The organism is Mycetocola saprophilus (assembly GCF_000718085.1).
Taxonomy (GTDB): Bacteria; Actinomycetota; Actinomycetes; order Actinomycetales; family Microbacteriaceae; genus Mycetocola; species Mycetocola saprophilus.
Map to the genome: position 1 here is coordinate 764,018 of NZ_JOEC01000001.1, position 14,141 is coordinate 778,158.

Genomic DNA, 14,141 nt, shown 5'->3' on the forward strand with positions numbered 1-14,141 from the left:
CTAAATCAGGAGTTTTTACCGTGAAGATCATTTTCGCCGGCACCCCCGAGGTGGCCCTGCCGAGCCTGAAGGCTCTGCTGGAGGGACCCCACGAGGTGGTGCACGTGGTGACCCGACCGGATGCTCCGCTCGGACGCAAGCGCGTCCTGACCCCCTCGCCGGTCGCGGCCCTGGCCGAGGAAGCCGGGGTTCCGACCACCCGCGCCGCCCGCCTGGGTGGCGAAACCGGGGAGGCCCTGGCCCGGATCGAGGCCGACCTGGGTGTCGTGGTGGCCTATGGTGGCCTCATCCGCGAGCCCCTGTTGTCCTCTCCCACACACGGATGGATCAACCTGCACTTCTCCCGGCTCCCCGCCTGGCGTGGGGCGGCCCCGGTGCAGCACGCGCTGATCAACGGCGATACCGAGATCGGCACCGACATCTTTAGGCTCGTGGCCGAGCTCGACGCGGGCGAGATCATCTCCAGCGAGACCCACCCGGTGGATCCCGACATCACCGCCGGCGAGCTGCTGGCGGCCCTGGCCAAGACCGGTGCGGCCCAGCTGGCGCGCACGGTCGATGCGATCGCCGACGGCAGCGCGACCTCCGCTGTGCAGCAGGGCGAGCCGAGCTTCGCCGGCAAGCTCGGCCTGGACGATGCGCTGCTGACCTTCGATACTCCGGCGCACGAACTCTATAACCGCTATCGCGGGGTCACTCCCGAGCCCGGTGCCTACACCCTGGTGGATGGCGCACGCTTCAAGATCCTACGCGCGGCCCGCGCCACGGAAACCGATCTGGAGGCGGGAGCAATCCGCCTGGTCGGCAAGCGCGTGCTGGTGGGGACTCTCGACGGGGCCCTGGAACTGCTGCGGGTTCAGCCCGCCGGGAAGCAGGCGATGGACGCCGGCTCCTGGTGGCGCGGCCTCGGTGCCGATCCCACCCCGCGCGCAGCGCTTTCCTCAGACCTTTCTGCAACCACTTCTACCGAGGGGGAAACCCGATGAGCGAGTACGACGGACGCCCAGGCTCCACCCCCGAGGGCCGCGGCCCCGAGCGACGCGGACCCCGCGGCACCGGACCCGCCCGCCGCGGCCCGAACTCCGGCAAGCCCACCCGCTCAGGTGAGGGCGGCAACGGTTCCGGCGAGCGTCGGGGACCCCGCGGTGCCGGCCAGCGTCGCCCCGGACACGCTCCCGCCGCCAATGAGCGCGCCGGGGACGCCGTCCAGCCCGCCCGCCGGGTCGCCTATGACGTGATCGTCGCCGTGCGCTCGGATGACGCATATGCCAACCTGCTGCTGCCCGTGGCGATCCGCCGCGCGGCCCTCAGCTCGGCCGACGCGGGCCTCGCGACCGAACTCTGCTACGGCAGCCTGCGCCTGCGCGGCTACTACGACCGGGTGATCGAGCTCGCGGCCAACCGCGCCGCCGACCAGATCGATCCCGAAATCCTCGACGTCCTGCGCCTGGGCGTGCACCAGATTCTCGGTACCCGGGTCGCCGCCCACGCGGCGGTAAACGAGTCGGTGTCGCTGGCCCGCGAGGTCGGTTCGCGCTCCTCGACCGGGTTTGTGAACGGCGTGCTGCGCGGCATCACCCGCACCTCGCCCGAGGAGTGGCGTGAGCGCGTGGCCGCGTCGGCCACCAGCGAGGACGAGCGCCTGAGCCTGCTGCACTCGCACCCCGAGTGGATCGTACGTGCGCTGCGCCAGTCGCTGCGCGCCGAGGGCCGGGTCGACGAGCTTGAGGCGGCCCTGGCCGCCGATAACGAGGCCCCGAAGGTTACCTATATCGCGCTGCCCGAGCGGGTCGAGAAGCCCGCCGAGGCCGAGCCCGCCGCCTATTCGCCGCTGGCGTTTACGCTGGGCGGGGGAGACCCCGAGGCCGTCATTCGTGCCGCCGCCGGGCTGATCCGGGTGCAGGATGAGGGCTCGCAGCTCGCGGCCCTGACCCTGACCCGCACACGCGAAATCGCCGCCGGGGAAACCTGGAGCGACCTGTGCGCCGGGCCCGGAGGCAAGGCCGTGCTGCTGGCCACCGAGGCGCTCAACGCCGGGGCCACCCTGGTGGCCAACGAGGTGGTGCCCGCCCGCGCCGACCTGGTGCGCCGCGCCCTCTCGGTGCTGCCCGAAGAGGTTGAGGTCAGCCGTTCGGACGCGCGCGACTGGGGCGAGCGTCACCCGCAGGGCTTCGATCGCATCCTGGTGGATGCCCCGTGTACCGGACTCGGCGCGCTGCGTCGTCGTCCCGAGGCGCGCTGGCGCAAGACCCCCAAGGACCTCGCCGAGCTCGGCGTGATCCAGCTGGACCTGGTGAATTCTGCGGTGGCAGGCACCAAGCCCGGCGGTCTGCTGGCCTACGTGACCTGCTCGCCGCACATCGCCGAAACACGCGGTGTGGTCTCCGAGATCCTGCGCCGTCACCCGGAGGTCACGCTGCTGGACACCCAGGCGCTGCTGAACGGCGTGACCAACACCCCGCTGGACCTCGGCGAGGGGCTGGTCGTGGGGGATGGATCCACCGTGCAGCTCTGGCCGCACCGCCACGGAACCGACGCGATGTTCATCGCGCTGTTCCGCGTGGGGGAGTCCGTCACCGCCTAGCGATCACTCGGTTCGATTCCGGGTCGATTAATTGGGTTAGGTTAGGCTACGCTTAACCGTCCCCCGTTATTTGACCCGGAAGTTACCGTGCCAATTTCTCGTACACTCTCCGCGTGGAGCGCCGCCGGCGTTGCCCTCGCGCTGTTTGCCGGAGGCGCGGGTGCCGTCCTGGCACCCGCCACCTCGGCCCTCGCCGCCCCCGGCGAGGAATCCCCGATCACCACCGCGACCTTCGAGTGGGGCGTTAATGCCGTCTCCCAGGGCACCAGTAACAGCGGTGCCTGCTCGTATTTCGTCGCGGGTATTGCCGACGGCACCGACGCCGACTACCGCACCACCGAGGGCAATGTGACCCTGCTTAAGCGTGCGGCAAACGGCGACGCGCTGAAGGTCACCCGCGACAACCGCTGCCTGCCGATGGTCGGCGATGACTCCCGCCAGCGCGCGCTGTTCACCGCCGGCACCGGCCAGCACAACACCGCGACCGGAGAGGCGCATATCGCCTGGACCGGCGCGTTTACGATCTACTCCTACGGCGGCCTGGTGCCCTGGTACATCCAGGACCCCGTGCTCGACGTGGATGCCTCCGGACACGGTGTGATTCGGGCGACCCTGGGCGGCTCGGCCGGCGATCCCGGCGGATCCGGCGCGACCACCCCGCTGACCCCGGTGAAAAACGCGGTCATCCTGGAGCTGGATAACGTGAGCATCTCGGGCAATCAGATCCGCTCGACCCCGCACTATGCGGGCGTCGACTACTTCCCGCTGACCGACCCGAAAAACCCGGCGTCCCCGCGCAGTAAGGACTCGGCGATCTCCCCGGCCACCAAGGCCGCAAACCCGACCGGCTGGGGATCCTGGCCCACCGACATGGTGGACTTCCACTACCGGTCGGGCCTCACCACCTACTGGCACTCCAGCGGTGGATCGGGGGATGCCAAGAAGGTGCCCTACGGCGTGACCGTCAACCTGGCCGGGGGAGTGCCGGACTATGCCGACATTCAGCCGATCAAAATCACCCAGCAGCCGAGCGGCGTGCAGGCGCTGCCCGGAGATACTGTGACCCTCACCGGCGCGGCCACAACCAACATCCCGATGACCTATCAGTGGCAGCGGGCAAATAGCTGGCGCGGCCCCTGGAGCGACATCGACGGCGCCACCGCCACCAGCCTGGTGTTGGCCGATCGCAAGGTGGGCGACGCCGCCTACTATCGCCTGAGCGTTCAGGCGGGATCGCTCTCGGCGACCACCTCCGACGCGTTTGTGGATGTGCAGGCGCTCGTGCTGCCCTGGGAGGACTCCAAGCCGCGCGACCGCGTGGTCTACGCCGGGTCCCAGGCGTTTGTCACATCGGGCTTCACCGGCTATCCAACCCCGGTTTATGTGCCGCAGCTCAGCCGTGACGGCGGGGCCACCTGGAACAACGTCCTGCCCGGCGACGGCGTGCTGGAGTCGCGCTCGATGGTCGTGGACGCCGTGCCCGCCGACTGGGACGGTGCGCAGTACCGCACCCTGGCTCGCAACGGGCACGGCCCCGACGTGGTGAGCAGCATCGGCCACTTCACCGTGCTCCCCGCCCCGACCACGCCCACCCTGCGCTTGAACGTGGAGAGTCACCCCGTGGGAACCCGGTTCGACGTGACCAAGAACAACGACATCAACGTGCTCGGCGGCGGTTTTGGCACCCCCAAGACCAACCTGATCTACGGCATCGTGCCCACCGCGAGTTGGAACGCGCGCGAGGCCAACTATCTGGCCGAGGATGCGGTCACCAAGGTCGAGATCGAGCCGGGCTGGAACCTGCGCAACGGGTTCTTTGACCGCTCGGTGCGTCCGGCCGCGGGCACCATGAAGCCCGGCGTGGACTACTCGGTGGTGCTGCTCAGCGCGACCCCGGGGGACCGCAGCCTGGATGCGGCCCTCGCGCTGCCGCTGCTGGCGGCCGCCCCTGAGCCGACCGCTACGCCCGAGCCGACCGCGACGCCTGAGCCGACCGCTACGCCCGAGCCGACCGCTACCCCCGAGCCATCCACGAGCCCCGAACCGACCACGCAGCCCACCGCTCAGCCGTCGACGGATCCCACTGCGGGACCCAGCACGGAACCGACGGCAACCGTGGACCCGAGCACCGACCCCTCGGGTGTCCCGAGTGCCCGGCCTGGCGTCGGCGGTCAGCCGGGATCTTCCGCGACCGTTCCCGGAACCCCCACGGGGAACCAGGCGGGAACAGCAGGTGGAGGGCTCGCCCACACCGGCACCTCCTCGCTGCTCGCACTCGGCGGTGCCGGCCTCCTGCTGGCCTGTGGTGCCGTGGTGGCGCTGCGTGCCCGACGTCGGGACGCGATCTAGCCGCGCCAACCCCGCAAAACCCATCGCGGCGGGCGCCGATCCTGTAGTGCACGCCGCGGCGTGCGCCGACCCCGCACCAGGGTCCCGCCCCGCACACCGACCCTTCGGTGCGCACCGGACGCCCCGCGTGCATAACCGGCGTGCATCCCGCGACACCCGCCCCGCGCCTCGACCCGGTTCCGAGGCGCGGGGTCGTGCTTTCAGCAAGCAGAGGGGTTCCCGAACGCTCGCTGGGACCGCCCCGAGAACCGAACGCGTGAATCGAGCCTGTGGATGCGCTCATAAACTGGCGACACGCCGAGATGTCCCAGATTCGTTCAATGAGGCCGCGTTAAGGGTTTAACGCGCAAAAGTCCCGAAAATTCGCCGCACGGCTACCCACCGTCCATAGCACGGATGTAACACTTGTGTTTCGGCCGCGCGGAGGAAGGCCCGGGGGCCCGAAACATTAGGTAACGTTTGGCACAGACCCTCGCGATCGGCGAGGACGCATTCTGGAGGTCTAACCCGTGACTATTTCCGTTCGTAAGGCGGCCGCCGCCGGTATCGCCGGGCTCGGCGTTATCGCGCTTTTGGCTGGCTGTGGCCAGGCACCCACCAAGCCTGCTGAGGGCGGTGCTGCCGACAGCAAGTTCCTGCCCTGCATCGTTTCCGACTCCGGTGGATTCGATGACAAGTCGTTCAACCAGTCCAGCTACGAGGGCCTGGTTGAGGCCGCGAAGAAGCTGGGCGTCAAGCCCAAGGAAGTGCAGTCGGACAAGGACGACGACTACGCACCCAACATGACCAGCCTGGTTGATCAGAACTGCTCGATCATCTTCAGCGTTGGTTTCAAGCTGTCGGACGCCACCAAGGTTGCCGCTACCGCTAACCCGAAGATCCACTTCGTGACCCTTGACGACAACCAGGTTGACCTGCCCAACGTCAAGCACATGATCTATGACACCGCCGAGGCTTCCTTCCTCGCCGGCTACACCGCCGCCTCCTACTCGAAGACAGGCGTTGTCGGCACCTTCGGTGGTATGCAGCTGCCGACCGTGACCATCTTCATGGATGGCTTCGCCGATGGCGTGAAGTACTTCAACGAGCAGAAGGGCAAGGACGTTCAGGTCCGCGGCTGGAACGTTGACACCCAGAACGGTTCGTTCACCGGTGACTTCGCCGCCAACGACACCGCCAAGCAGGTTGCCGCCGGTCTGATTGAGCAGAACGTCGACGTCATCATGCCCGTGGGTGGACCGGTCTTCCAGTCCGCAATCACCGCGATCAAGGACTCCAAGAAGGACGTCGCCATGATCGGTGTGGACGCGGACCTCTACGAGACCGCTCCGGCCGACAAGGACCTGTACCTGACCTCGGTGCTGAAGCAGATGAAGTCCGGAACCAATGACATCGTGACCCAGGCCGGCAAGGGCAAGTTCGACGCCACCGCCTACATCGGTACCCTGGAGAACAACGGCGTTGGCCTGGCTCCGTTCCACGACTTCGAAAGCAAGGTTGACCCCAAGCTGCAGGACGAGCTGGACACCATCAAGAAGGGCATCATCGACGGCTCGATCGTCGTGAAGTCCCCCTCGTCGCCGAAGAAGTAATTTTCGGCACGTAGTACAGCCGCGTCCGGGGGAGCGAAACACCATTCGTTCCCCCGGACGCGTGCCCCGTTATTCGGCCAGACCCCGGTCGAATTCGCCTTGTACCCCGCTGTACTGAGAAGGACAGAATGAAACTCGAACTTCGCGGGATCACCAAGAAATTTGGTGCCTTTACCGCAAACGACCGGATCAACCTGGTGGTTGAACCCGGTCAGATTCACTGCTTGCTGGGCGAAAACGGCGCCGGCAAGTCCACCCTGATGAACGTGCTCTACGGTCTGTATCAGGCCGATGGCGGCGAAATCCTGCTGGACGATGAGGTTCAGCAGTTTGCCGGTCCCGGTGACGCCATGCGCGCCGGCATCGGCATGGTGCACCAGCACTTCATGCTGGTGCCGGTCTTCACCGTCGCCGAGAACGTCATCCTGGGTCACGAGCAGGCCGGGTTCGCCGGCGTGCTCAAGATGAAGGAGGCGCGCGCCCGCGTGCGCGAGATCTCCGCACGCTTCGGATTCGATGTGGACCCCGACGCCCGAGTGGGAGACCTCCCGGTTGGTGTGCAGCAGCGTGTGGAAATCATCAAGGCGCTCTCCCAGGATGCCCGCGTGCTGGTCTTCGATGAGCCCACGGCCGTGCTGACCCCGCAGGAAACCGACGAGCTGATGGCGATCATGCAGCAGCTGCGTGCCGAGGGTCGCTCGATCGTGTTCATCACCCACAAGCTGCGCGAGGTGCGCGAGGTGGCCGACGCCATCACCGTGATCCGCCTCGGCAAGATCGTGGGCGAGGCGGACCCGACCGCGAGCAACGCCGAGCTGGCCGCGCTCATGGTGGGCCGCTCGGTGGACCTCACCGTGCACAAGGAGCCCGCCAAGCCGGGCAGTGAGGTGCTCAAGGTCTCGGGCCTGACGGTCCTGGACGAGAACGGCCTCAAGGTTGTCAACGACGTGTCCTTCTCGCTGCGTCAGGGCGAGATCCTCGCCATCGCCGGCGTGCAGGGCAACGGTCAGACCGAGCTCACCGAGGCACTGCTGGGACTCCAGCAGAAGGTGTCCGGCAGCATCACGCTGAACGGCAGCGAGATCCTGGGCACCAGCGTGCGCAGCATCCTGGATGCCGGCGTGGGATTTGTCCCCGAGGACCGCAACCGGGACGGCCTGATCGCCGAGTTCACGATCGCCGAAAACCTGATGCTCGACCGCTCGACCGGTGCCCCCTTCGTGAAGGCCGGCAGCGTGCAGCGCGAGTACCGCGATGCCTTCGCCACCGAGAAGCGCACCGAGTTCGACATCCGCTCGGGCAGCATCAACTCGTTTGCGAGTGAGCTGTCCGGTGGTAACCAGCAGAAGGTTGTGCTGGCCCGCGAGCTCAGCCGCGACCTGGCCCTGTTCGTGGCCGCCCAGCCGACCCGCGGCATCGACGTGGGTTCGATCGAGTTTGTGCACAAGCGGATGGTTGCCACCCGTGACGCCGGCGTGCCGGTGATCGTGGTCTCGACCGAGCTGGATGAGGTGGTGGCCCTGGCCGACCGCATCGCCGTAATGTATCGGGGAGAGATCGTGGGCATCGTGCCCGCGAACACCCCGCGTGAGGTTCTCGGCCTGATGATGGCCGGCGAACGTCACGCCGAAGAAACCGACGCGAGTGCCGAGGTGTCCGCGTGAACGAGGAGCCCATGAACCCCGAAAACGAGGCCGAGCAGCCCGCGACGCGCGCCGAGCGCCGTCGTCAGGAAGCCGAGAGCGCCGAGGCACACCAGCACCACGTGGAGGAGGTTGAGGAGGCAATCCTCGCCGCCACCGAAACCGAGCCGGTCGCCTCCGAGGCGGCCTCCGCTCCCGTAGCCTCGGCTCCGGTAGCTGCTCCTGCGGCCAAGGCCGCGACCAAGGCACAGCAGAAGGCGGCGGCCAAGGCCGTTGCCGAGGGGGAGGCCAAGCCCTCCGCCGATGAGCCGGCCACCAACCGCGTGCTGCGCGAGATCATGAACGGCCCGATCGTCCTGACGATCCTCGCCGTTCTGGTCTCCTTCATCATCGGTGGCATCCTGATCGCGCTGACCAACAGCGAAGTCCAGGAAACCGCCGGATACTTCTTCGCCCAGCCCGGAGACTTCTTCGGTGCCGTGTGGAACGCGGTGTCCGGTGCCTACAGCTCGCTGTTCCAGGGCGCGATCTACAACTTCGGTCGGGATGACTTCGCCAGCGGCATTCGTCCGCTGACCGACACCCTGACCTACGCGACCCCGCTGATCGCGGCCGGTCTGGGCGTGGGCCTCGCCTTCCGCGTGGGCCTGTTCAACATCGGTGGTCGTGGCCAGATGCTGGTGGCCGCCGCTGCCGCCGGCTGGGTCGGATTCTCCTTCCCGATGCCGATGTGGATCCACCTGCCCGTCGCAATCCTCGCGGGTCTGGCGGCCGGCGCAATCTGGGGTGGCATCGTCGGATTCCTCAAGGCGCGCACCGGCGCGCACGAGGTGATCCTGACGATCATGCTCAACTACATCGCCTTCTACCTGATCTCCTTCATGCTGCGCACCCAGGGCCTGCTGCAGGCACCGGGTTCGGTCAACCCGAAGTCGCCCCCGATGCTGGAGACCGCGGTTCTGCCGGCGATCCTCGGCCCCAACTACAAGCTGCACGCCGGCTTCATCATCGTGGTCCTGGCGACCGCGGGTGTGTGGTGGCTGCTGAACCGCTCGAGCACCGGTTTCCGGTTCCGTGCGGTGGGTACCAACCCCAACGCCGCGCTGGTGGCCGGTGTCAACGTCAAGTCCACCTACATGTGGGCGATGGCCCTCGCCGGTGGTCTGGTTGGTCTGGCCGGTGTGATGCAGATCCTCGGCACGACCCCGGATGGAATGACCTCCGGCATCGACGCCGGTATCGGATTCGATGCGATCACCGTGGCCCTGCTGGGACGCTCGCGTCCGTGGGGTATCTTCGCCGCCGGTATCCTCTTTGGTGCCTTCAAGGCCGGCGGGTTCGCCATGCAGGCCGCCGAGGGTGTCTCGGTGGACATCGTGGGAGTGGTTCAGTCGCTCATCGTGCTGTTCATCGCCGCACCGCCGCTAATCCGCGCCATCTTCTTCATCCCCTCGGCCGACGGCAAGCTCAAGCGCCGTCCGCTGCGTCGCAACTCTAAGGCGGTCTCGGCATGAGCGCACACAACAACAACGGGGTCGTGACCCCCGCGGCCGACGCCGCGATCAGTGAGGTGCTGGAGAAGAAGGAGCTGCGCAGCTGGAAGGCGGCAATCGCGCTGGGCGTGTTCAGCCTCGTGTCGATCCTGCTGTTCCTGGTGTTCCCGCGTCACGGTGAGACCGGGTTCCGCTGGTCCAATAAGGACGACCTGATCAGCCTGCCGACCTGGAATACCGATGCCGCCCTGACCGGGCAGGTGGTGACCGTCCTGCTGATCATCCTGACCGCGGTGGTGGTCTGGGCAACGCTCAAGACCGGAACGCTGATCCCGCGCACCCGTCGCATCATCGTGACCGCCGCGGTCATCGTCTTCGCCGTCGCCTTCATGGTGGCCTTCCTGGCCTGGGCCATGGTGGGCAACAACGTGCCGGTGACCGGCCTCCTGCTGGGTACCGTGAGCCTCAGCGTGCCGCTGATCTTCGGTGCGATGGGTGGCGTGATCTCCGAGCGTGTGGGTGTGGTCAACGTCGCCATCGAGGGTCAGCTGCTGGCCGGTGCGTTCTGCTCGGCCATGGTCGCCTCGCTGACCGGTAGCCCCTGGGTGGGTCTGCTCGCGGCGATGGTCGCCGGCGTGCTGGTGAGCTTTGTGCTCGCCGCCTTCGCGATCAAGTACCTGGTGGACCAGGTCATCGTCGGTGTGGTGCTGAACGTGCTGGTCACCGGGCTGACCTCGTTCCTCTACTCCTCGGTGTTGACCAAGGATGCCGCGACGCTGAACACCGCGCCGCGTCTGTCTCCGGTGGCCATCCCCGGCCTGAGCGAGATTCCGGTCATCGGACCGGTTCTGTTCAACCAGTCGGCCCTGGTCTACGTGATGTACATCGTGGTGGCCCTGGTCTTCCTTGGACTGTTCAAGACCCGCTGGGGCCTGCGCCTGCGCGCCGTGGGTGAGCACCCCAAGGCCGCCGACACCGTGGGTATTAACGTGGCTCGCACCCGGTTCTGGAACGTCTCGCTGGCAGGTGCCATCGCCGGTCTGGGTGGTGCCTACTTCACCCTGGTGTCGGTGGGCTCGTTCCAGAAGGAAATGGTTGCCGGTGCCGGATTCATCGCCCTTGCGGCCGTGATCTTCGGTCGCTGGGACCCGATCCGCGCGACCCTGGCCGCGCTGCTGTTCGGGTTCGCCTCGAACCTGCAGAACGTGCTGGCGGCCGTGGGATCCCCGGTTCCCAGCGAGTTCATGCTCATGCTGCCCTACGTGGTGACCATCCTGGCGGTGGCCGGTCTCGTGGGCCAATCGGTGGGCCCGGCCGCGTCCGGCAAGCCCTATATCAAGGGATAGTCATGTCCGACGCTATTGACTGGGATGCCCTGCACGCACACGCGGTGGCGGCGATGGAGCGCTCCTACAGCCCGTACTCGAAGTTCCCGGTGGGCGCCGCGGCGATCACCGATGGCGGCCGGATCGTCTCCGGTTGCAACATCGAGAACGCCAGCTATGGGGTGACCCTGTGTGCCGAGTGCTCGCTGGTTTCCGACCTGATCATGGGGGGCGGCGGCAAGCTTGTCGCGTTCGCCTGTGTGGATGGGAACGGCGCGGTACTGATGCCCTGCGGTCGCTGCCGGCAGCTGCTGTTTGAGCACTCCGCCGAGGGCATGCTGCTCAACACCCTCTCGGGGATTCGCACCATCGAGGAGGTGCTGCCCGATGCGTTCGGGCCGCGCACCCTGGTGGAGTACGCGGGCGAGTAGCCCCTCCGTTTCACCTCAATTTCACAGTGCCTCCAGCGGCGATCCGACACAATCGGGTCGCCGCTGTGTGGCATCCGGGCCGAAATACTCGGCACAAATAAAGGAGCGAAGATGACCATCAACAACGCCGTAGAGGCCTTCGACGCGGTAGACCTGATTCGCCAGAAGCGAGATTCGGGCACCCTGAGCACCGCCCAGATCGACTGGCTGGTGGACGCGTTCACCCGCGGCTATGTGGGCCAGGAGCAGATGGCCGCGATGGCCATGGCGATCTTCCTGAACGGGATGGACCGCACCGAGATTCGCGATCTGACCCACGCGATGATCAACTCGGGGGAGCGGATGAGCTTCGAGGGCCTGGGCAAGGTCACCACCGATAAGCACTCGACCGGGGGAGTCGGGGACAAGATCACCCTCCCGCTGATGCCGCTGGTGGCCAGCTTCGGTGTGGCCGTGCCGCAGCTCTCGGGTCGCGGGCTTGGTCACACCGGTGGGACCCTCGACAAGCTCGAGGCGATCCCCGGCTGGCGGGCGGATCTCGAACCCGAGGAGATGACCCGGCTGCTGCGCGAGGTGGGTGGCGTGATCTGCGCCGCCGGTGCCGACCTCGCCCCGGCCGATAAGAAGCTGTATGCGCTGCGTGATATCACCGGAACCGTGGACTCGATCCCGCTGATCGCCTCGAGCATCATGTCGAAGAAGATCGCCGAGGGTACCGCCTCGCTGGTGCTGGATGTGAAGTTCGGCGGCGGCGCGTTCATGCGCGACTTCGACCGCGCGCGCGAGCTGGCCCAGACGATGGTGGACCTCGGCCGCGACTCGGGCGTGAACACCACCGCGCTGCTGACCCGGATGGATACCCCGCTGGGCCTGGCAATCGGTAACGCCAACGAGGTGCGCGAGTCGATCGAGGTGCTGGCCGGCGGCGGTCCGGCCGACATCGTGGAGCTGACGGTTGCGCTGGCCAAGGAGATGCTGACCCTCGCCGGTCACCCCGACGCCGACGTGGAGGCCGCGCTGCGCGATGGCCGGGCGATGGATACCTGGCGGGCGTTTGTCGCCGGCCAGGGCGGCGACCCGGATGCGGCCCTGCCCGTGGCCCGGGAAACCCACACCGTATACGCCGAGACCGCGGGTGTGCTGACCCGGCAGGACGCTCTGCCGTTCGGCATCGCCGCCTGGCGCCTGGGCGCCGGCCGCGCCCGCGCCCAGGACCCGGTGCAGCACGCGGCCGGCGTGGACCTGCACGCCAAGCCCGGCGACACCGTGAAGGTGGGCGACCCACTCTTCACCCTCTCCGCCGATGAGCCCGCCCGCTTTGCCCGCGCGCTTGAGGCGATCGACGGTGCCTTCGAAATCTCCGCCGACGCCGCCGGCTGGACCCCGCCGGCGCTGATCGCCGAGAAGATCGGATAGCGCGTCGTAACACTCGCGGGGTGAACGGGGAAGTTCCCGTTCACCCCGCGGTGTTTCACGAAATGTGGGGGAGTGCCCCCGTTAGACTGAGCGGGTGACTAACACTACTATTCCCTCGCTTGATGGCGTCGATCTGGCCCGTCTGCCCAAGGTTTCGCTGCACGATCACCTCGACGGCGGCCTGCGTCCCCAGACCATCATCGATCTCGCCCGTGAGATCGATCTTGAACTCCCCGCCGACAACGCCGAAGACCTTGCACAGTGGTTCCTGGACCAGTGCAACGCCGGCAACCTGGTTGACTACCTGAAGACCTTTGACCTCTCCACCGCCGTGATGCAGACCGAGGCCGGCCTGCGCCGGGTCGCACACGAGTTTGTGCTGGACCTGGCCGCCGACGGCGTCATCTACGGCGAAATCCGCTGGGCCCCCGAGCAGCACCTGACCCGCGGCCTGACCTTGGACCAGGTTGTTGAGGCCGTGCAGGCCGGGCTGGAAGACGGCGTCACCGAGGTGCGCGAGTCCGGCCGGGAGATCGAGGTGGGTCAGCTGATCACCGCGATGCGTCACGCCGACCGCGCGCTGGAGATCGCCGAGCTGGCCGTGCGTCACCGCGACCGCGGCGTCTCCGGTTTCGACATCGCCGGGGCCGAGGACGGCTTCCTGCCCTCGCGTCACCGCGCCGCATTCGACTACCTGGCCGCCAACTTCTTCCCGGTGACCGTGCACGCCGGCGAGGCCGCCGGTCTGGAGTCGATCACCTCGGCGATCATCGATGGCCGCGCGCTGCGCCTGGGCCACGGTGTGCGCCTGGCCGAGGACGTCACCGTCGAGCGCAGTGATGACGACGAGGTCTACGTGAACATCGGACGCCTGTCCGAGTGGGTCAAGGACCGCGAGATCGTGCTCGAGCTGAGCCCCTCCTCGAACCTGCAGACCGGTGCCATCGCCGCCTGGGGCGAGGATCTGGCCGACCACCCGTTCGACATGCTCCACCAGCTGGGCTTCCGCGTCAGCGTGAACGTGGATAACCGCACCATGAGCGGCACCTCACTGACCCGCGAGCTGGGCCTGCTGGTGGAAACCTTCGGGTACGACCTGGATGACCTGGAGACCTTCCAGCTCAACGCCGCCGCCGGCGCGTTCCTCCCGCTCGAGGACCGTGAGTACCTGGTTGAGCAGATTCAGGCGGGCTTCGACGCCGTCCGCGGCTAGACTTCGAACCGGTCCGGCGGCCGTCGTCACCTCGTGTGGCGACGGCCGCCGCCGTATTTAATGGTGCGCGTGTCATCAACCGGGTTCGACTCGTG

Annotated in this window: 10 protein-coding genes; all 10 read left to right on the forward strand. The window is 67.4% G+C overall.

The annotated features are described in order from the left end of the window. The first annotated feature begins 20 nt into the window (after positions 1-20). The 10 genes from fmt (at position 21) to IE92_RS0103510 (ending at position 14,046) form a co-directional block, all read left to right on the forward strand. Complete coding sequence (gene fmt, locus IE92_RS0103460; protein WP_030143482.1) at positions 21-986, forward strand: methionyl-tRNA formyltransferase; 966 nt, start codon at positions 21-23, stop codon at positions 984-986. Then, positions 983-2,584, forward strand: a complete 1,602-nt coding sequence (locus tag IE92_RS0103465) for an RsmB/NOP family class I SAM-dependent RNA methyltransferase (protein WP_081864089.1) — start codon at positions 983-985, stop codon at positions 2,582-2,584. Before fmt ends, IE92_RS0103465 begins: the two co-directional genes overlap by 4 nt. 87 nt (positions 2,585-2,671) lie before the next feature. Further along, complete coding sequence (locus IE92_RS18700; protein ID WP_030143484.1) at positions 2,672-4,933, forward strand: hypothetical protein; 2,262 nt, start codon at positions 2,672-2,674, stop codon at positions 4,931-4,933. A gap of 509 nt (positions 4,934-5,442) precedes the next feature. After that, entirely contained in the window at positions 5,443-6,525 is a 1,083-nt protein-coding gene (locus IE92_RS0103475; RefSeq protein ID WP_030143485.1) for a BMP family lipoprotein, read from the forward strand. 128 nt (positions 6,526-6,653) lie between these two features. Further along, complete coding sequence (locus tag IE92_RS0103480) at positions 6,654-8,189, forward strand: ABC transporter ATP-binding protein (RefSeq protein WP_030143486.1); 1,536 nt, start codon at positions 6,654-6,656, stop codon at positions 8,187-8,189. After that, positions 8,186-9,682 (forward strand): ABC transporter permease, encoded by a 1,497-nt coding sequence (locus IE92_RS0103490; protein ID WP_245601208.1) that lies wholly within the window; start codon positions 8,186-8,188, stop codon positions 9,680-9,682. The genes IE92_RS0103480 and IE92_RS0103490 overlap by 4 nt, the downstream gene beginning before the upstream one ends. Then, positions 9,679-11,007, forward strand: coding sequence for an ABC transporter permease (locus tag IE92_RS0103495; RefSeq protein WP_030143488.1), 1,329 nt, complete (start codon positions 9,679-9,681; stop codon positions 11,005-11,007). The genes IE92_RS0103490 and IE92_RS0103495 overlap by 4 nt, the downstream gene beginning before the upstream one ends. Positions 11,008-11,009: 2 nt before the next feature. Then, complete coding sequence (locus tag IE92_RS0103500) at positions 11,010-11,417, forward strand: cytidine deaminase (RefSeq protein ID WP_030143489.1); 408 nt, start codon at positions 11,010-11,012, stop codon at positions 11,415-11,417. A 111-nt stretch (positions 11,418-11,528) separates the two neighbouring features. After that, positions 11,529-12,833, forward strand: a complete 1,305-nt coding sequence (locus IE92_RS0103505) for a thymidine phosphorylase (protein ID WP_030143490.1) — start codon at positions 11,529-11,531, stop codon at positions 12,831-12,833. Between the two features lie 94 nt (positions 12,834-12,927). Next, positions 12,928-14,046: an adenosine deaminase gene (locus IE92_RS0103510; protein WP_030143491.1), complete on the forward strand. Its 1,119-nt coding sequence runs from the start codon at positions 12,928-12,930 to the stop codon at positions 14,044-14,046. Positions 14,047-14,141 lie beyond the last annotated feature (95 nt).